At 72.9% G+C, this 17,921-nt stretch carries 15 protein-coding genes, 1 other RNA gene and 1 pseudogene; 10 read left to right on the forward strand and 7 right to left on the reverse strand.

Translation table 11 applies throughout. The features are described 5' to 3' along the window. Positions 1 to 134: 134 nt before the first annotated feature. On the forward strand, positions 135 to 1,943 hold the full coding sequence (locus ACGFIS_RS18230) for a hypothetical protein (protein ID WP_392971830.1): 1,809 nt from the start codon (positions 135 to 137) through the stop codon (positions 1,941 to 1,943). A gap of 155 nt (positions 1,944 to 2,098) precedes the next feature. Continuing rightward, positions 2,099 to 4,333, forward strand: a complete 2,235-nt coding sequence (locus ACGFIS_RS18235; RefSeq protein ID WP_392971833.1) for a SulP family inorganic anion transporter — start codon at positions 2,099 to 2,101, stop codon at positions 4,331 to 4,333. Between the two features lie 47 nt (positions 4,334 to 4,380). Here ACGFIS_RS18235 and ACGFIS_RS18240 read toward each other — a convergent pair whose 3' ends face one another. From ACGFIS_RS18240 to ACGFIS_RS18260, 5 genes are all read right to left on the reverse strand, one after another. Next, on the reverse strand, positions 4,381 to 4,581 hold the full coding sequence (locus tag ACGFIS_RS18240; protein ID WP_392899105.1) for a hypothetical protein: 201 nt from the start codon (positions 4,579 to 4,581) through the stop codon (positions 4,381 to 4,383). 196 nt (positions 4,582 to 4,777) lie between these two features. Continuing rightward, an RNA gene (gene rnpB / locus ACGFIS_RS18245) (RNase P RNA component class A) lies at positions 4,778 to 5,174 on the reverse strand. A 72-nt stretch (positions 5,175 to 5,246) separates the two neighbouring features. After that, complete coding sequence (locus ACGFIS_RS18250; protein WP_392971836.1) at positions 5,247 to 6,401, reverse strand: bifunctional RNase H/acid phosphatase; 1,155 nt, start codon at positions 6,399 to 6,401, stop codon at positions 5,247 to 5,249. After that, a complete protein-coding gene (locus ACGFIS_RS18255; protein WP_392899110.1) occupies positions 6,398 to 7,141 on the reverse strand; it encodes a zinc ribbon domain-containing protein in 744 nt (247 codons plus the stop codon). Before ACGFIS_RS18255 ends, ACGFIS_RS18250 begins: the two co-directional genes overlap by 4 nt. Then, positions 7,138 to 7,959, reverse strand: a complete 822-nt coding sequence (locus tag ACGFIS_RS18260; RefSeq protein WP_392899113.1) for a Nif3-like dinuclear metal center hexameric protein — start codon at positions 7,957 to 7,959, stop codon at positions 7,138 to 7,140. Before ACGFIS_RS18260 ends, ACGFIS_RS18255 begins: the two co-directional genes overlap by 4 nt. Positions 7,960 to 8,084: 125 nt before the next feature. On the opposite strand from ACGFIS_RS18260, the gene ACGFIS_RS18265 reads away from it, so the two are divergent. The 5 genes and pseudogenes from ACGFIS_RS18265 to ACGFIS_RS18285 all read left to right on the forward strand — a co-directional run bounded on the left by ACGFIS_RS18265 (position 8,085) and on the right by ACGFIS_RS18285 (position 11,006). Next, on the forward strand, positions 8,085 to 8,636 hold the full coding sequence (locus ACGFIS_RS18265; RefSeq protein WP_392899116.1) for a pyridoxamine 5'-phosphate oxidase family protein: 552 nt from the start codon (positions 8,085 to 8,087) through the stop codon (positions 8,634 to 8,636). Between the two features lie 45 nt (positions 8,637 to 8,681). After that, positions 8,682 to 9,026, forward strand: coding sequence for a DUF6191 domain-containing protein (locus ACGFIS_RS18270; RefSeq protein WP_392899119.1), 345 nt, complete (start codon positions 8,682 to 8,684; stop codon positions 9,024 to 9,026). A 52-nt stretch (positions 9,027 to 9,078) separates the two neighbouring features. Continuing rightward, entirely contained in the window at positions 9,079 to 9,477 is a 399-nt protein-coding gene (locus tag ACGFIS_RS18275; RefSeq protein ID WP_392899122.1) for a hypothetical protein, read from the forward strand. A gap of 65 nt (positions 9,478 to 9,542) precedes the next feature. Next, a pseudogene (locus tag ACGFIS_RS18280) lies at positions 9,543 to 9,632 on the forward strand (DUF2510 domain-containing protein); the annotation flags it as partial. A 477-nt stretch (positions 9,633 to 10,109) separates the two neighbouring features. Further along, a complete protein-coding gene (locus ACGFIS_RS18285; protein ID WP_392899596.1) occupies positions 10,110 to 11,006 on the forward strand; it encodes a M48 family metalloprotease in 897 nt (298 codons plus the stop codon). A 5-nt stretch (positions 11,007 to 11,011) separates the two neighbouring features. Here the strand turns inward: ACGFIS_RS18285 and ACGFIS_RS18290 are convergent, their stop codons facing one another. After that, the gene (locus ACGFIS_RS18290; protein WP_392899125.1) at positions 11,012 to 13,156 is read right to left on the reverse strand and encodes a hypothetical protein; all 2,145 of its coding nucleotides are present in this window, start codon (positions 13,154 to 13,156) and stop codon (positions 11,012 to 11,014) included. A gap of 263 nt (positions 13,157 to 13,419) precedes the next feature. Here ACGFIS_RS18290 and ACGFIS_RS18295 point away from each other — a divergent pair, with 263 nt between their 5' ends. Genes ACGFIS_RS18295 through ACGFIS_RS18305 form a run of 3 tightly spaced genes read left to right on the forward strand, consistent with a single transcriptional unit; the run spans position 13,420 to position 17,420 of the window. Beyond that, positions 13,420 to 13,995 carry an exonuclease gene (locus tag ACGFIS_RS18295; protein WP_392899127.1) on the forward strand — a complete coding sequence of 192 codons (576 nt, stop codon included), beginning with the start codon at positions 13,420 to 13,422 and terminating at the stop codon, positions 13,993 to 13,995. Between the two features lie 11 nt (positions 13,996 to 14,006). Next, positions 14,007 to 16,751, forward strand: a complete 2,745-nt coding sequence (locus ACGFIS_RS18300) for an ATP-binding protein (RefSeq protein WP_392971840.1) — start codon at positions 14,007 to 14,009, stop codon at positions 16,749 to 16,751. A 15-nt stretch (positions 16,752 to 16,766) separates the two neighbouring features. Next, positions 16,767 to 17,420, forward strand: a complete 654-nt coding sequence (locus ACGFIS_RS18305; RefSeq protein WP_392899131.1) for a DUF1361 domain-containing protein — start codon at positions 16,767 to 16,769, stop codon at positions 17,418 to 17,420. Positions 17,421 to 17,504: 84 nt separating this feature from the next. Here the strand turns inward: ACGFIS_RS18305 and ACGFIS_RS18310 are convergent, their stop codons facing one another. Then, entirely contained in the window at positions 17,505 to 17,861 is a 357-nt protein-coding gene (locus ACGFIS_RS18310) for a hypothetical protein (protein WP_392971843.1), read from the reverse strand. Positions 17,862 to 17,921 lie beyond the last annotated feature (60 nt).

Here is a 17,921-nt window from a genome sequence, read left to right on the forward strand (position 1 = left end):
AAGGGTGTGACAACGGTCATAGCGGTCGGTCAGAATCGGGCTAGGCCCGGACGGCAGCGACCGCCTGCGACAATCGGGACGGACTCGCGGTCCGCGCCGGCGACTCTCACCGGGCCAAGGCATTGGGTGGTGGCATGACTTCTTACATCGTGGTCTTCGGCCTCATTGTGGTCGTGGTCCTCGTGGTCGTCCTCGTGGCCTTGGGCCTGCGGGCCAGCAGGACCGGACGCGACGACGACGACTGGATTGACGACGAGCCGCAGCCGCGTGGCCGCAGGGGAGTCCCGCCGCACGAGGAGATGGGCGGCCAGGACGACTACGGCTACAACGACGGGTACGACGGCGGTTACGACCGGCACGGCGCGCCCGACCCCGCCCTCGACCGCCGGGTCGCCGGCGGCCCGCTCGCCGCTCCCACCGCCGCCCCGTCCCCGCCGCCCCCCGCCCCGAGCGGCCAGGCGTCGGACGAGATGGAGGACGACGACTACTGGGCGACGATCACCTTCGACAAGCCCAAGTTCCCGTGGCAGCACGACCACGACGGCGAGCGCTCGGACGTCGACCTCGCCGCCGACCCGCTGCACGCGCAGCCGCCCATCGAGCAGCCGCAGGCCGAGCAGCCCGGCCCGATCCAGCCGAGCCTGACCCAGCCGGTCTCCATGGGCGCCGACGCCCCGGCCTTCAATGGAATGGGCGTCCAGGGCGGCGGCACCGGCCCCCAGCAGATGCCCGCGCCCGGCGGGTTCCAGGGCGGCTCCCCGTTCACCGGCCACGACCCCGCGTCGACGTCACTCGACCCCCTTCCCGCCGACCTCGCCGGCCCCGGCATGCAGGGCGGCGTCCCGCAGCAGGGTTACGGTGCACCCGACCAGCAGGTCTACGGCGGGCAGGAGCCGCAGCCCGCGTACGGGGCGGCGGACTACGGTCCCGGTGAAGCGTCCTACGGCGGCCAGGACCACGGATACGGCGACCAGCCCCAGTACGGCTCCCCCGAGCCGTCGTACGGCGACTACGGCTCCGACCCGCTGGGCGGCCGCCCGGCCGCCGGACCGCCTCCCGGCGGCCGCCAGGACGGCTACGACATGCCGCTCGGGCCCGGCGGGCCCCGCGGCGGCGACCCGCGCGTGTCCGACCCGCTCGGGCTGCCCCTCGGCCGCCCCGACGAGCACTCCGCCCCACCCGCTCCCCCGGCGCCCGCCGTGCCCGCCATGCCTGCCGCACCCGCCGCGCATGGCGGCCCCGGCGGAGGATCCGACACCGACGGCCACAAGCTCCCGACGGTGGACGAACTGCTCCAGCGCATCCAGTCGGACCGGCAGCGGTCGGCGGGCACGGGGCCCTCGTCCGACGCCGGCGGCTCCTACGGCGGCGGCTCCCTGAACGACCCGCTGGGCGACCCGCTCAGCACCGGCTCGTTCGGCACCACGGGCGGTACCGGGAACACCGGGAACACCGGCCCCTGGCCGTCCGGCGGCCACCCCGGCGGATACGACCCGGGGCTCGGCTCCGGCGCCCCGTCGGGTCCCCCGCCCGGGTACGACCCGGGGATGGGCGCCCCGGCCGGTTACGGGCAGGGCCAGCAGAACGACGGCTACCCGACGGCTCCCGCCTACGGCGAATCGCCGCGCTACGACGACCCGCTCAACGGCGGCCGTGAACCCTACGGCGGCTTCGGCGGCGCGGAGGGCGGTCCCGCCGGCGCCGGAGGCGTCTACGGCGACTTCAGCGGCAGCAGCTACAACGGCGGCGCCGACCCGCTCGCCGCGCCCCACGACCCGGGCGCGCAGGGCGGCTACCAGGACCCGAACGCCACCCAGGCGTACGGCGGCGGCTACTACGGCGGCCAGCAGCAGGACGGCTACCCGCAGGGCGGCCAGACGAACGACAACGGCCAGTACGGTCCCCGCCAGACGGCCGACGACTGGGAGAACTACCGGCGCTGACGGCCCGGGAGAGCCGCACCAGGCGCCGAACCACCGACGTGGGCCACCGGAACCGCTCCGGCGGCCCACGTGAACACGCCCCGCTGCGTGGTGGGTGAAGCCGGGGGAACCCTGGTTATATACACAGAGTGACTTCAAAGCCACCGAATGTATCCATGGTGCGGCGGGATGTCCTTTCGTCGTTCGTCGTGTTCCTCGTCGCGATCCCCCTGTCGCTGGGCATCGCGGTCGCCTCCGGGGCGCCGGTCGCCGCCGGGCTGATCGCCGCCGTCGTCGGCGGGATCGTCGCGGGCCTGATCGGCGGATCACCGCTCCAGGTCAGCGGCCCCGCCGCCGGGCTGACCGTGATCGTCGCCGAGCTCGTACAGACCTACGGCTGGCGCGCCACCTGCACGATCACACTGCTCGGCGGGCTGCTGCAGATCGTTCTCGGCGCCAGCCGGGTCGCGCGGACCGCGCTCGCCGTCTCCCCCGCCGTGGTGCACGGGATGCTCGCGGGCGTCGGCGTCGTCCTCGTCCTGGCGCAGGTGCACGTGGTGCTCGGCGGCAGCACCCAGCGGTCGGCGATCGACAACCTGCGCGAGCTGCCCGGCCAGCTCGTGAACCCGCACACCCATCCGGCGCTGCTCGGCGCGCTGACGCTCGCGGTGCTGCTGGGCTGGTCCCGGCTGCCGAGGAACGGCCCGCTGCGCCTGATCCCCGGCCCGCTGCCCGCCATCGTCCTCGCCACCCTGACCGCCTGGTCGCTCGGCTGGGACGCGCGGCGCGTCGAGCTTCCGGAGAGCCTCCTCGGAGGCTGGGACGCCCCCGTCCTGCCGCACGGCTCGCCGGCCGGCATCGCCGGCGCGGTCGTCTCCGTCGCGCTCGTGGCGGCCGTCGAGTCGCTGCTGTGCAGCGTGGCCATCGACCGGCGGCGGCCCGCCGGCGTCCCGCGCACCGACCTCGACCGGGACCTGCTCGGCCAGGGGGCGGGCAACGCGGTGTCGGGGTTCCTCGGCGGGCTGCCGATCGCGGGCGTGATCGTCCGCAGCACGGCCAACGTGGAGGCCGGTGCCCGGTCCCGGGTCTCCACCGTCCTGCACGGCGTGTGGGTGCTCGTGCTGGCGCTGTCGTGCGGCCCGGCGATCGAGCAGGTTCCGCTGGCGGCCCTCGCGGCGCTGCTCGTCGTGCTGGGCGTCCGGCTCATCGACATCGCCCGCATCCGTGACCTTCGTCACCACCGCGAAGCGCCCGCGTACTTCGGCACGCTCGTCGGCGTGGTCGTCCTCGGGCTCGGCGAGGGCGTGCTGCTCGGCATCGGGATCATGGGGGTGCTGGCGCTGCGGCGGCTGACCCGGCTGTCGGTGCGCGCCGAGCAACTCGTCCCCGAGCCGGACGACGGCCCGTTCCCGACCCGCACCCACGTGGTCGTGGAGGGCACGCTGACCTTCCTCGGCGTCCCGAAGGTGACGCGGCTCCTGCAGGACGTCCCGGCCGGTTCCAGCGTCGACCTCGACCTCAACGTCGACTTCATGGACCACGCCGCGTTCGACGCCATCCACCAGTGGCGGCTGGCCCACGAGCGCCAAGGGGGGAGGGTCGACATCGACGAGGTTCACGAGGCTTGGTATGAAAGAGCGGTGACAGGTGATATGTCCTCGCCGCGTAAAACGCCCCCTACTGCTCGCTGGTGGGCGCCTTGGGCGAATCGTCGGCGACGCTCCGAGGAGGAGCTCGACGCGCCCGAGGTGTCCCCCGCCGCCGTGCTGCTGAACGGCGTCCGCGAGTACCACGGCCGCACCGCCCGCCTCGTCCGCCCGATCATGGCCGAGCTGGCGATGGAGCAGAAACCCCAGCACCTCTTCATCACGTGCGTGGACTCGCGCATCGTGCCCAACATCATCACCGCCAGCGGGCCCGGTGACCTGTTCATCAACCGCAACGTCGGCGCCCTCATCCCGCGGCACGGCACCCGCACCCGCGACGACTCGGTCGCCGCCACCGTCGAGTACGCCACCAACGTCCTCGACATCCGGACGATCACGGTGTGCGGCCACTCCAACTGCGGCGCGATGGCCGCGCTCCTCGCGGGCGGCACCGAGGTCGAGCATTTGGCCGGGCTATCCCGGTGGCTCAAGCACGGCAACCACAGCCTCGCCCGGTTCCTCGCCACCGACCCGTCCGGCGAGGACGAGCCGCCCCTCACCCGCCTCTGCAAGATCAACGTGATGCAGCAGCTCGACAACCTGCTCACCTACCCGTGGCTCCGGGAGCGGGTCGAGTCCGGCGAGATCGAACTGGTGGGCCTTTACCTGGACCTGCAGTCCGCCAACGTCGAGATCCTCGACCGGGCCAAGGGCGTCTTCATGCCCGTACCGGACGAGGCCCCGCGGCCCCGGACCGTCGGCTGAGCCAAGTGTGGGCCGTCCCCCCGCCGGGACGGCCCACGCGCCGGTGGTCAGCGGCCCACGAGTTCGTCCTCGCGCCGCGCGTAGTCACGCACGTACATCCCGGTCACCCGGCGCGCCCGCCGTGCACGCCGGTCGGACGCCGGAAGGAACAGCGCGTCGCGTCGGCTGGCGCGCGAGAAGTCCCACAGATAGGCCAGGGAACCCAGCGCCCCGGCGAGGACGAGGGTCACGAACATGATGGTGATCATCAGCGCTCCTCTCCACGGGGCCCAGCACCCGGCCCCGCCGCCGACCCCTGATCGAGGCGATCGGCTCTTACCAGGACAGTAGGCGCCTTGTTTCGTCCGCTCTGTGTCGTGTGACCCGAAGCATGTGAGTTGCACGCCCCACCGCCCCGGCCACCAGGCGGCCGGAAGGACGCGGTCTCTGAGCGAGTGAGGGGGGCGGACGAGTCGGCCTGTAAGCCGGGTTTTGTGCCCGCTGCCCGGTGAGGGGCGGCGGGTGACGGCCATCCATCTCGGGCCGCCGTTGCCGGCGGCCTCCAGCGGTCTACCCGCAGGCTCGGGCGGGCCGCCCTCGGGCACCTGCGCGGGGCCTCTCGCGGGGCCCCTTCTTGACCTTGCTCCGGGTGGGGTTTACCGAGCCGCCCACGTCACCGTGGGCGCTGGTGAGCTCTTACCTCACCGTTTCACCCTTACCACCGGCGGACCGGTGGCGGTCTGCTTTCTGTGGCACTTTCCCGCGGGTCACCCCGGGTCGGCGTTACCGACCACCCTGCCCTGTGGAGCCCGGACTTTCCTCGACGGGGATCGCTCCCCGACGCGGCCGTCCGGCCGGCTCGTCCGCCGTACCTAGACGATAGCGGGTCCCGTGGTGTTCCCGGTTCGGGGAGCCTGGCTCGTCCGGCAGGGTCTCAGGCCGGAAGGTGGTGGGTGTCGTTGAAGGTGCGCAGGGTCGCGGGGCCGTCGGCGTACCAGTCGATGGACGAGAGGGCCGACACGTTCAGGTGCATCCGGTAGAGGGACGACATCGGTGCGCCCAACGCGTCCTTGACCAGAAGCTTGATGGGCGTGACGTGCGAGACGACCAGCACCGTCTGCTCGCGGTGGCGGACCTTCAGCTTGTCCAGGGACGTGCGGACGCGGCGGGAGACGCGGGCGAAGCTCTCCCCGCCGGGCGGCGCGACCTCGGGATCGGCCAGCCATGCCTTGAGTTCCGCGGGCCAGCCCCTGCCCGCCTCGGCGAACGTGAGGCCCTCCCATTCACCGAAGTCGGTCTCGCGGAACCCGTCCTCGACGCGGACATCCAGCCCGGTCACGGCGGCGACCTCGGCGGCCGTGTCGCGGCAGCGCGTGAGCGGCGAGGTGACGATCGCGTCGAGCCCGTGGTCCTTGAGGGCGAGGGCCGCGGCGCGGGCCTGGGCGAGGCCGTTCGCGGTGAGCGGGACGTCGCCCGTTCCGGCGAAGCGCTTCTCGGCCGACAGCGGCGTCTCGCCGTGCCGCAGCAGGACGGTGGTCATCGGGGTGGACGACGGAGGCACCCAGCCGGACGGCGGCGGCTCCGGCTCCCCCGGCGTCTCCTCGACCTTGCGGACCCAGTGCTCGCCGCGGGCGGCGGCGTCCATGGCCTCGTTGGCGAGCCGGTCGGCGTGCGCGTTGCGGTTGCGCGGAATCCAGCCGTAGGAGACCGGGCCCAGATCCTCCGCCAGCTCCCGGGCCCGCAGCGCCAGCGGGATCATGTCCGGGTGCTTGATCTTCCAGCGTCCCGACATCTGCTCCACGACGAGCTTGGAGTCCATCCGGACCTCGACGCGGGCGGACGGGTCGATCCCGGACGCGGCGGCCAGCCCGGCGATCAGGCCCCGGTACTCCGCCACGTTGTTGGTGGCGTGACCGATCGACTCGGCGACCTCCGCGAGCACCTCCCCGGTCAGCGCGTCGCGGACGAGGGCCCCGTACCCGGCCGGGCCGGGGTTGCCGCGCGACCCCCCGTCCGCCTCGACGATCAGCTTCCTGCCCGCGCCACCGTGGGGGGGCGACCCCCCACGCCCCCCGGCAACCGCGTTCACAGTCCCGACTCGGGCGTGCGGATCAGGATGCGGCGGCATTCCTCGCAGCGGATGACCTCGTCCTCGGCGGCGGTCCGGAGGGTGTTCAGGTCGACGGTGTTGAGCGCCAGGTGGCAGCCCTGGCAGGCGCCGCGGAACAGCTTGGCCGCGCCGACGCCGCCGAACTGGCCGCGCAGCTTCTCGTAGAGGGCGAGCAGATCGTCCGGGACGTCCTTGGCGACGGCGGTGCGTGCGGCGCCGGCCGTCCCCGCCTCCTCGTCGATCTCGCGGCGGGCGGCGTCACGGCGCTCGGCGAGCGCGGTCAGCTCGTCCTGTGCGGCGGACTGGTCGGCGCGCAGCGCGGCGACCCTGCCGTCCGCCTCCTCCGACCGCTCCATGATCTCCAGCACCACCTCCTCCAGGTCGGACTGGCGGCGCTGCAGCGACTCGATCTCCGCCTGCAGGCTGCCGAGGTCCTTGGCGGAGGTCACCTGACCGGAGTCGAGCCGCTTCTGGTCTCGGTCGGCGCGGGTGCGGACCTGGTCGACGTCCTGCTCGGCCTTCTTCTGCTCCCGCTGCAGGTCGCCGACCTCCGTCTCGGCCGACACGATCGCGTCGCGCAACTCGGTCAGGCGTCCCTCCAGCCGCTCGATCTCCGCCAGTTCGGGAAGCGTGCGGCGCCGGTGGGCCAGCCGGTCCAGCGAGGCGTCGAGCTCCTGCAGGTCGAGCAGGCGAAGCTGGGCTTGCGGTGCGGCTTTCAAAGTGCTCCTTCGTCGTGGAGGCGCCACGCGTCGGTGACGAGCGTGGACACCCGGGTCTCCAACTTGCCCGCTTCCGGTGAGGCCGCCGCCAGACGCCGCTCGGCGTCGGCGAGCCACGGCCATTCGGTCGCCCAGTGCGCGGCGTCCACCAGGGCGGGCCCGCCCTGCTCGACGAACTCCGACGCCGGGTGATGCCGCAGGTCGGCGGTGAGGTAGACGTCGACACCGGCGGCGCGCGCGGTGTCGAGCAGGGAGTCGCCGGCGCCCCCGCACACGGCGACGGTGCGGACGGTGCGGTCCGGGTCGCCCGCCGCCCGCACCCCCCAGGCGGTGGACGGCAGCCCGGCGGCCGCCCGTCCGGTGAACTCCCGCAGCGTGACCGGCCCGTCCAGCTCCCCGATCCGGCCGAGGCCGCGGCGGGGGTCGTCGTCGGCGGGGACCATCGGACGCAGCTCACCGGTGACGCCGACCGCCCGCGCGAGCGCGTCGGACACGCCGGGATCGGCCCGGTCCGCATTGGTGTGCGCGGTGTGCAGCGCCACCCCACGGGTGATCATCCGGTGGATGAGCCGCCCCTTCGGCGTGGTCGCGGCGACCGAGTGCACTCCGCGCAGCAGCAGCGGGTGGTGCGTGACCACCAGGTCGGCGTGCCACTCCAGCGCCTCGTCGATCACGGCGGCCACCGGGTCGACCGCGAACAGCACCCGGCGGACCTCCTGATCCGGGTCGCCGCAGACGAGGCCGACGGCGTCCCAGGACTCCGCCCACGCCGGCGGATAGAGCTCCTCAAGAGCCGTGATGACATGGGATAGGCGCACGTCCCGCAGGCTACCGCGCCGAGCCGCTCCCAACGAGCCACCGAGCTTCACCGCAAGGCGCCCGCGTCTGAAACGATGGGCCGGGGACAGCAGACGAGGGACGACCCGACCGAGGGGAGAATGCCATGTCGGCTTCCGGCGCCGCCGCGGAACCGGAGCCCATCGTGCCCACCGCAGCCACCGAGCCCACCGCCGGACGTCCGTACATGCCCGGCTACGGCATCGCGGGACCGGACGAGGGAAGCGGCCTGCTTCCGTGGTCCTGGGCCGAGGAACGGCTGAGGGCCGCGCGCAACTTCTGGCTGTGCACGGTCCGGCCGGACGGACGCCCCCACGCCATGCCGGTATGGGGAGCCTGGTCCGGTGAGGCGCTGTTGTTCAGCAGCGCCGTCCCGTCGCGCAAGATGGTGAACCTGCGGGCGAACCCGCGGGTGGTGGTGACCACCGAGGAGGCGGAGAACCCGGTGGTCGTCGAGGGGCTCGCGGAGGTCCTCACCGAGCAGAAGGACCTCCAGCGGTTCATCGACCTGGTCAATTCCAAGTACGCCACCCGATATCGTGTGGACTTCCTGGACCCCGAGGTGAACGCCACCGTCGCGGTGCGGCCACAGACGGCGTTCGGGCTCCGCCAGGGAGACTTCACCGGTTCTCCCACCCGGTGGTCGTTCACGCCCTGAGCGTCCGCCGGGATCAAACTGGACACTCATCGCGTTGGAGAGTGCGTGAAGTCACCCTTTCGCCGCCGCAAGCGCGTCAAGGGCCGCGCCATGGGCAACCGCCCCGAGCCGGCCGAACCGGAGATCGTCGAATGGCCCCGTGAGGGGACCGGCAGGTCGTCCCTGATGGGCGCGATCCGCGGCGACGGTGAGACCGGCGCCGGGTTCGGCGGAGGCATGTTCGAGGACCTCGCCTCCGCGTTCGAGGGTTCGAAGAAAGTCAAGGTCGAGGAGCAGGAGCGGCAGCAGATCCTGCGCCAGGACGACCATGAGCAGACCGGCTCCGGCTCCTCCCGCGACGACCTGGACTCCGGCAAGATCCGCATCCGCCGCAACCCGCCCGCGGAATAATCGTGTCCGATTTTTATCGAACATAGGTTCGAAGGCGGGTTATCCTGACCGCGTGAGCACCTACGTTCCACCCGGCTGGCCCTCGCAGGTGCACCCACCGGGCACCGAGCGGTTCGAGGACACCGCCATGGCCTGGCTGCTCGAGCTCGTGCCGCCCGAGTACCGGCGCTACGGCGTCCTCCGCCGCTACCCCATCGTGCTGGCCCGCATGGCCCGCCAGCACGTCGCCGCGTCCGTCGAGGCGGCCCGCGAGGGTTTCCGCACCGCCCGCGTCGATCTCGGGGACGCCGTCCCGCCGCACGGCGTGGAGGCCGTCCTGGAGACCTACCGCCGCGAAGGCGCCCGCCTGGTCGCCATCCTGGAGGCCGTCGAACTCGTCGAGACGGCCCTGCGCGGCCTCGCCGAGCCCGACGACCCCGCCCACCGCCGCCCCTTCACCCCCAAGCTTTGACCATTCCGTTGACGCTGAATCGCGGCGTGCGCAAGCCTTGAGCTGATCCTGACGGGAGGGTTCCGGTGAGCGCACCACCTGGGTGGTACCCAGATCCGGAGTGGATGGGCCGCGAACGCTATTGGGACGGAGAAATCTGGACGGATCAGTCACGCCCGTACGCGACCCGCTCCCGAACCCACCGCCGCCCCGGCGGCCCGCCCCAGACCGCGCCGCCCGCGTCCAGACCCGCCCCTTCCCCGGCGCCACGAGAGCCCGCCCCACAGGCACCGCCTCTCCAGCCCGCGCCCACTCCGCCCCCGCCCCCGCAGGCACCGCCTGAACCTCCCCCGCCCCCGGCCCTCAGCGAGCCACCGCGGGCAGCACCGCCCGAAGCACCCACGCCGCAGCAACCGGCGCCGCAGGCTGTGCCACAGCAGCACGCGTTCGCCCAGCCGCCGCCGTCCAGCGCACCGCCGCGGCCGCCGGCTCCGGCTCCGCAGGTGCCGCCCAGGGCCGCTGAGGGGCAGGCGGCCTCCGCTCTCGGCGGGTGGATGCGGCCAGGGTCGGCGGGCACATCAGCGCAGGCGTCGCCGGCCGCCGGGGCGGGGGCGGGGGCGCTCGACCTTCCGCCGTCGCGGGTTCCGGGGCCCGTGGTACAGGCCGGTCAGGAGGTCCAGAAGCAGGACGGTCACGGTGGGCCGGGCGAGGTGGGGCGGTTCCTGCCTCCGGGGCGGCCGCAGGAGGCACCGTCCCATGGGGCCGGGGTCCGGGTCGGGCTGATCGTGGCGTGCGAGGCCGTTCTCGTGGCGGCCGCCGCGTTCGGGTCGTCCCTGGTCTGGCCCGTTTGGGGTGCGGTCGCGGTCGTCGCCGTGTGGGCGGTCCTGCTGGCGGCGCCTCTGGCCGCTCCGCGTGCCTACGGGTATCGCGATCCGGTGGACGCCGAGCGCGGCCGGCTGGAGCAGTCGTGGCGGAACGTCCAGCGGCGCGCGGGGGCCGGCGCGTATCGGCTGGTCGTCGTCGAGTCGGAGGAACTGAACGCCTGTCAGCCGTTCGGGCGGACGGTCGCGGTCACGTCCCATTCGGCGCGTTCGCTGCCGCCCGGACGGCTGGAGGCCGTGCTCGCCCACGAGCTGGGGCATCTGCTGGGGTGGCGGGCGGTGCCGGCGTTCGTCCACGCGCAGGTCACGTTGCCGAGCCGCGCGCTGCGGCGCATGCTGCGCTGGTCGTGGTCCCCGATCGGCCCGATGTGGAAGCGGGCCGTCGCGTGGCACCGGCCGATCGGTTTCGTGGCGGTGTTCCTCCTGACCGTCCTGGCCGCGGCGGTCACGGTCGTGGTGGCGTTGCCGGCGGCGGTCGCCTTCGCCGTGGCGTGGGCCGCGCGCCTGCCCGGCGGGCGCGGGGAGGCGCGGGCGGACGCGGCGGCGGTGCGGCTGGGGTTCGGTGCCGAGCTGGTCGCGGCCGTGGAGCACCGCATCGAGCATGCTCCGCACGGGTTGCCGCTGCCGCTCGTCCGGCGGGCTCAGGGGTTGCGGCGGCGGCTCGGCTGAGCGGATCAGCCCTTGCCGCCGAACAGCGGCGGCGGTCCGGAGCGGGGATCCCCGGGCGGGCGCGGCCCGGTCTGCCCGCCGGGCGGCGGGCCCGGGTCGGACGGCAGGGGCGCCCGCGGCGGAGGCGGGGCGGGCGGGGCCGCCCACCGCGGCGGCTGCTGTGTCAGGGGTCCGTGCGAGGCCGGGGCGGGGCCGGGGACGGCCTGCGGGGGCGGGGGCGGGTCCGGGAGGGGGCCGGTGGTCACGCGGTCCAGAGTGATGATCGCGGGGTCGCATTCGACGGGCGTGACGGTGCGGCCGCCGCCGGGAGCGGACACGACCACCAGCAGGGCGTGGTCCGGGAGGTGCTGGAGGGAGACGGGTTCGACGGCGTACTCGTACACGCGCTGCGTGGTGTCGGCGTCGCTCCAGTTGGTGCCCTCGGCGAAGGAGTAGGCGGCCGACCAGTTCCGGGACGTCGACGTGGCGATCCCCTCGGTGTCGCTGGTGCTGGTGCCGCCGCCCCGGTTGCGGCCGCGCTGGTAGGAGGTGGAGCGGTCGGGGAACAGCCCGAACATCTCGCCGCCCGAATAGCTGGTGCCCGACGAGCGGCTCGTCCCCCAGTTGCGGGACGTGCCCGTCGTGCGGCTCGTGCTGCGGGTGTCGGAGTCGCCCTCGCCCCGGGTGTCGGTGGAGGTGTGGGACTCGTTCCCGCCGACGTTCTTGGTGATCTGCGACAGGACGAAGCGGTGGTCGCGTCCGATGAAGTCGGCGGCCCGGGTGGCGTCCTCGTGGTTGCCGAGCCGCATGAACGCGACGGCGCCGCCGCCGATCATCTCCGCGGACGTCTCCCGGAGCCGCCGGAACAGCAGGGTCAGCGGGACGCCGCGCCGCTCGCACGCGTCCGACAGCCGTTCCAGGTGGCGGCGGGCCAGTTCGTCGGCGCCGGCGACGACCAGGGCGGGCGTCGAGTCGTAGGACGCGGTGATGCGGTGCGTGACCCACTGGACGATCAGGTCGGTGAGCAGTTCGGAGCGGACGTTGCGGGCCTGGCTGTCCAGCGCGATGCACGTCAGGTAGCCGACGCCGTCCTCGGACGGCTCCGTCCCGAGGTTCTCCAGCGGGTGCACGTAGGACTCGATCCGCGACAGGTTCGCGTGGGCTTGGCGCCGGTACTCGACGGTGAACAGGTCGCTCGCGATGTGCCGCCGCTCTTCGCGGGTCAGCAGGTCCCCGTCGTCGGGTTCGCCCATCAGGGCGCGGAGGGCCGCCCCGATCCGGCCGAGGGTGATGGTGCCGCCGAGGGCTTCGCACACTTTGGTCAGGATGCGGCCGTCCATGCTGCGGTCCGCGCGGGCGGCGTCGGGGGTGCCTCCGTGCATGGATTCGACGATCGCGTCCACGAGGTCTTGCGGCGACATGTCCGTCAGGAGGGTGGACGAGGCCTGGCGGCTGGGCAGCAGTTGCGCGTCCACCCCCATCCAGGCGGCCTGGGACAGTTCGACCAGTTCACGGCTGACGACCTCGCGGGACAGGTCGAGCACCAGGAGCGGCTGCACGGCGAGGGTGGACGTCCCGTACGTGGTCAGCAGCGCCTCCCACGCCCACAGGGTCCCGCCGAACACGTCGAGGCGGCGACCGGGCCGCGGGGCCGCGCCCCATTCGGGCAGGCCGTCGAGCCGCGCGCGCTCAGCGGCGTCGTGGGCGTGCTTGCGCGACTGCCAGTGCCGCGCCTGGTCCTGGTAGCCGTTCGTTATCTGCTGCTGGGCCAGCTCGTACGCCTGCCGGGCGTGCTGCCGCTGCCGGACGGCCCACCATGTCAGCGCCGTGCCCGGTCCCGCGGCGATGACCGCGAGCAGCAGCGACCCGATCGGGACGGTGGCGTCCCCGGCGGAGCCGCCGGCGGAGCAGGCGGCGAACAGCAGCAGGAGGGCGCCGATGCCCCCGCTCACCGGGAACGTCCGGCTCAGGCGGCGCTGGGCGGCCTGCTCGGTCTCGGTGACCCGGCGGGCCAGGTAGTCCGGCAGCGCCTGCTGCCGCGGGGGCGGCTCCGGGAACGGCCGCAGGAACCACCAGCGGTCCCGGAAGATCCAGCCGAGGCGGGGTTCGGGGCTGAAGAGCCGGTCACGGCGCGACAGCAGGTTCTCATGATCGACCGGTCCACCCCTCACGACGCTGAACCCCCGTTCTGCTCGGGTGCCGACTCGATCGTCACGCCCTGCGGGGAATGCGCGGCGATGCGCGAACCACCCAAGCAGATTGACAGGGGACTTGTCAGGTCCTCTGCCCCGAATCGGCCTTCCCAAGGGCGGGCTTGCTCAATAGCCTGACTGCCCGTGATGGTGGAGCGGGACGGAGCCGCAGGGCGGGGCGGGGCACTGGAGCGGCGTGTCCGTCCGCCGGTGCGGGCGCCGGGCCGGGGAGGACGGCGGTGATGGCGCGAACCGAGTCTTATGTCTCGGTCGACATCGAGGCGGACGGGCCGGTTCCGGGGCCGTACTCGATGCTCAGTTTCGGGATGGCGGTGTGCGGGACGTTCGACGGGACGCGGTTCACGGCGCCCGACCCGTCCGAGAAGACCTTCTACGCGGAGCTGAAGCCGATCAGCGATGATTTCGACCCGAAGGCGCTGGAGGTGAGCGGGCTGGACCGCGGGCGGCTCGTCCGGGAGGGCCGCGATCCGGCGGAGGCGATGAGCGAGGCGGCCGCGTGGGTCAAGACGGTCTCCGGCGGTGCGCTGCCGGTGCTGGTGGCGTACCCGCTCGCCTATGACTGGATGTGGCTGTACTGGTACTGGATGCGGTTCACGTCGCGCTCGCCGTTCGGGCATTCCCGTCATCTCGATATCAAGACCCTCTACGCGGCCAAGGCGGGGGCGATGGTCGCCCAATCGACGAAACGGCAGATGCCCGCCGCGCTGCTGTCGGCCCGCCCGCACACCCATAACGCGCTGGACGATGCCCTGGAGCAGGCCGAACTGTTCCAGAACCTGTTCCGCTGGGGCGGCTGATCATGTGGGACGTGGTGCGCGGCCTGCCGGTGTGCCGGCTGCTGGAGGTGCCGCGGCGGGACGCGGCGGACGGGCGGGACGAGTGGCGCGACCAGCGGCTCGCCGCGCTCGTGTCGGCGTACCACGCGGGCGGGGAGCCGGTGCTGGTCGGCTGGCGGCGCGCGCTGGCGTCCGGTCCGACGGAGGTGTTCGTCGGCGGCGAGGGGCTCCTCGCCGACCGTGACGGCGCGTCGGCGACGCTGAGCCTCCCGGCGGGCGGACGCGGTGTCATGCTCCCGCACGGGATCGCCGAGGACTCGATGGCGCACTGGGTCGGCATCGGCGCCATCGCCGACGGCCTCCTGGTGGACGGCCCGCTCCCGAACGACGGGGCGCCGGACGAGCCCGCGAGGCCGTCCCTGGAGGACGGTCTGCTGTCGGTGTGGATGCAGCCGTTCGCCTGGATGCTGGTCGCCGAGCCCGTGACGGGTCCGGAGACCGAACGGCTGGCCGACGACCTGGCCGACCGGCAGCAGCGCGCCCAGTCGATGGCGGAGCTGTCGCCCGAGGACTCGGTCGCCGCCGTCCGGATGGAGCGGCGGCACCGCGAGCTTCGCCAGGCGGCCACATCCGGCCTTTGGCGGGTTCATCTGATGGCGGGTGCGGCGACGCCGCGGGCCGCCGCGCGGGTGGCGGCGCTGGTGTGCGCGTCGGCCGACCTGAGCCGGCTGCCGTACGCGCTGGTCCCGGGGGCGGACGGGCCGTTCGAGGCGAGCACGCAGCTGGTGGCGGCGCTGGCCCGGCCGCCCGTCCGGGAGGTCGCCGGTGTCCGGTTCGCGATGCGTCCCGAGTTCGACGTGACGCCCGAGTTCGACGTCACGCCCGGCTCGGCGGACGCGGGCGTGCCGCTGGGACGGGTCCTCGACCGCAACCGCCGCGAGGTCGGGCCGCTGTCGCTGCCGCTGTCCAGCCTGAACCGGCACACGTTCGTGTGCGGCGCGACCGGCGCCGGCAAGTCGCAGACCGTCCGTTCGCTGCTCACGGCCGCCTCGCGCGCCGGGCTGCCGTGGCTGGTGGTCGAGCCCGCCAAGGCGGAGTACCGGCTGATGGCGGCGCGGCTCCCGGACGCGGAGGTCGTCGCGATCCGGCCCGGTGACGCGGACGCGATCGCCGCCGGGATCAATCCCCTCGAACCGGCCACCGGCCCCGACGGGCGGCCGTTCCCGCTGCAGACCCACGCCGACCTGCTCCGTGCCCTGTTCCTCGCCGCGTTCGACGCCGACGAACCGTTCCCGCAGGTGCTGTCCGCCGCGCTGACCCGGTGCTATGAGCGGCTCGGCTGGGACCTGGCGCTCGGAGAGCCGTCCCTTCCGGGGACGTCCCCCCGCTACCCGACCCTCGCCGACCTGCAGGCCACCGCCGAGCAGGTCGTCAGCGACATCGGCTACGGCCAGGAGATCACCGACAACGTCCGCGGGTTCATCCGCGTCCGGCTGTCCAGCCTCCGGCTCGGTACCACCGGGCGGTTCTTCGAGGGCGGCCACCCGATCGACTTCGGCGCGCTGCTCTCCCGCAACGTCGTCCTGGAGATCGAGGACGTCGGCGACGACCGCGACAAGGCGTTCCTGATGGGCACCGTGCTGGTGCGGCTGGTCGAGCACCTGCGGATGCAGCAGCGTCAGGGGGGTTCGGCGGGGCTGCGGCATCTGAGCGTGTTCGAGGAGGCGCACCGGCTGCTGCGCCGCAGCGAGGAGGCGGGACCCGCGTCCCACGCCGTGGAGACGTTCGCGAGCCTCCTCGCCGAGATCCGCGCGTACGGCGAGGGGCTGATCGTGGCGGAGCAGATCCCGTCCAAGCTCGTCCCGGACGTCATCAAGAACACCGCCGTCAAGATCGTCCACCGGCTGCCGGCGAAGGACGACCGGGACGCGGTCGGCGCCACGATGAACATCACCGAGGACCAGTCGCAGTACCTGGTCACCCTGACGCCGGGCGAGGGCGCCGTGTTCACCGACGGCATGGACTACCCGCATCTCGTCCGCATGCCGGACGGCTCCCACCTGGAGAAGGCCGCGCCGGTCGCGTCCCCCCGCGTCCTGGTGAACCCCCGGAGCGGCACCTGCGGGACGGACTGCCGCGACTCCCCCTGCACCCTCCGCGACATGCGCACGGCACAGCGCGCGTTGGACGAGCGTCCCGAACTCGTCCTGTGGGCGGAACTGGCCGCGGCCGCCCATCTGACCGGGTGGGGTACTCCCAATCCGCCCCTTTCCGTGCTTGAGGGGCTGCCCTCGCGACTCCGCGACTGCGCCCTCTCCCACGCCGTCGACGCCGCCGTCGCGGCCCGCAGCGCTCCCACCGAACTGGCCGGGCACCTCACGGGCGCTTTTCACGGTGCGCCTTGTATGGCGAACGAGTCCGAATACTTCGCCACGCCGTACCGCTGGTGCCTCGTCCTAGAGGAACTCCAGGAAGCGCACCAGGCGGTCCCTGACGCGGGCCGGCACAGCCGAAGCGATGAATGGACGTCCCTCTATGGACGCGTGATTCCGGGCGATACTCTCGTCGAGCAACTCTGTCACATCAACGCCTGGTGGGCCCGGGACCAACGCGACCTGGACGCCCGCACGATCGCCGTCTGGGGCACGACCGCGGCGATCGAAACCGCCGTGGGCGCCCTCCGCGCCGACTCCGACTGGCCCGACCGCCTCCGCGAAGCCGCACAGAATCTCCACATCTCGGACGGCCTGCTGGACTCCTACATCACGGGCGACTGATGCAGTATGGACTCCATGGGGATCTTGGAGCAGGTGGCACCGAATCTGGTCGACGTCCTCCGCCGCGACGCTTTGTGGATGGCCTGGAATACCATCCTGGCGTGGATTCCCGTGGGCCTGGCCTGGGCGCTCTTCCGTGGCGACCGCGTGTCGCGCTCACCCTTCTGGTGGGCCGGATTGACGCTATTCGTCCTCTTCCTACCGAATGCACCGTACGTCGTCACCGACATCGTTCATCTGCGCGGCGACATCCTCCAGGCCAACGACGGCGGCCCGGTGGTCAGCGTGATCCTGCCCCTTTACGCGCTGTTCATCGGATCCGGTTTCCTGGCCTACTATCTGGCGCTCCGCGCAGCACTCGGCCACCTCGCCCGCATCGGCCTGGGAGCGTGGCGGTTCCCGGCCACGATCGCGGCGCACGGACTGTGCGCCATCGGCGTCTTCCTCGGGCGGTGGGCCCGCCTCAACAGCTGGGAACCGGTCGCCGACCCGCACGGCACCCTCGAACGGATCCTCCTTCACCTCACCTGGACATGGGCGCCGGTACTGATCCTGGCCACGTTCCTGGTCACGTGGATCTGCCACTTCATCACCAGGGCGATCGCCGAAGCCTCGTTCGAGACCACCCTGAAGGGCGCGCGCTTCCTCCGCACGACCCTCACGTCCTGACCGGCACGCCCTGATCCCGCACGTCCTGATCCTGTACGCCCCGAACCGGCATGTTGTGAACCGGCATGTCGCGAACCGGCACCGTCAGGGTTGTGCCGGGGGCTGCTGACCCCACTGCTGGCCGGACGGCGGCGCCTGCTGCTGGTACTGCGGCTGCGCGGCCTGGCCGTACGGTTGCGCCGGCGGCTGCCCCGGGACGGGCGACTGGGCCGGTTTCGGACCGGCCGCGAGCTGGAACCCCACCCCGGCCAGCACGAACGCCAACCCGGCGACGATGAAGTTGAGCATCGTCGAGAGCTGCAGCGATATCTCGCTCTTGTCCTCACCGGCCTCGTCCACCTTCGCGCCGACGACGATCGTGCCGAAGAGCGAGAAAGCGATGATCAAGAAGCCGACGAAGCAAAGAATGACGAAGGGCGGGCTGATCTTCTTCCCTGACATGGCCTGCACGATACAGAGATCCCGCTTGTCACGGTCGCGCTCACCAAGCTCGCCCCGGCC

It is taken from the genome of Spirillospora sp. NPDC048824, assembly GCF_043198455.1.
Taxonomy (GTDB): domain Bacteria; phylum Actinomycetota; class Actinomycetes; order Streptosporangiales; family Streptosporangiaceae; genus Spirillospora.

Coding starts and splice junctions, on each gene's coding strand:
- ACGFIS_RS18230 (WP_392971830.1), top strand. CDS start 135: ATGACTTCTTACATCGTGGTCTTCGGCCTCATTGTGGTCGTGGTCCTC.
- ACGFIS_RS18235 (WP_392971833.1), top strand. CDS start 2,099: ATGGTGCGGCGGGATGTCCTTTCGTCGTTCGTCGTGTTCCTCGTCGCG.
- ACGFIS_RS18240 (WP_392899105.1), bottom strand. CDS start 4,581: ATGATCACCATCATGTTCGTGACCCTCGTCCTCGCCGGGGCGCTGGGT.
- ACGFIS_RS18265 (WP_392899116.1), top strand. CDS start 8,085: ATGTCGGCTTCCGGCGCCGCCGCGGAACCGGAGCCCATCGTGCCCACC.
- ACGFIS_RS18295 (WP_392899127.1), top strand. CDS start 13,420: ATGGCGCGAACCGAGTCTTATGTCTCGGTCGACATCGAGGCGGACGGG.
- ACGFIS_RS18305 (WP_392899131.1), top strand. CDS start 16,767: ATGGGGATCTTGGAGCAGGTGGCACCGAATCTGGTCGACGTCCTCCGC.
- ACGFIS_RS18310 (WP_392971843.1), bottom strand. CDS start 17,861: ATGTCAGGGAAGAAGATCAGCCCGCCCTTCGTCATTCTTTGCTTCGTC.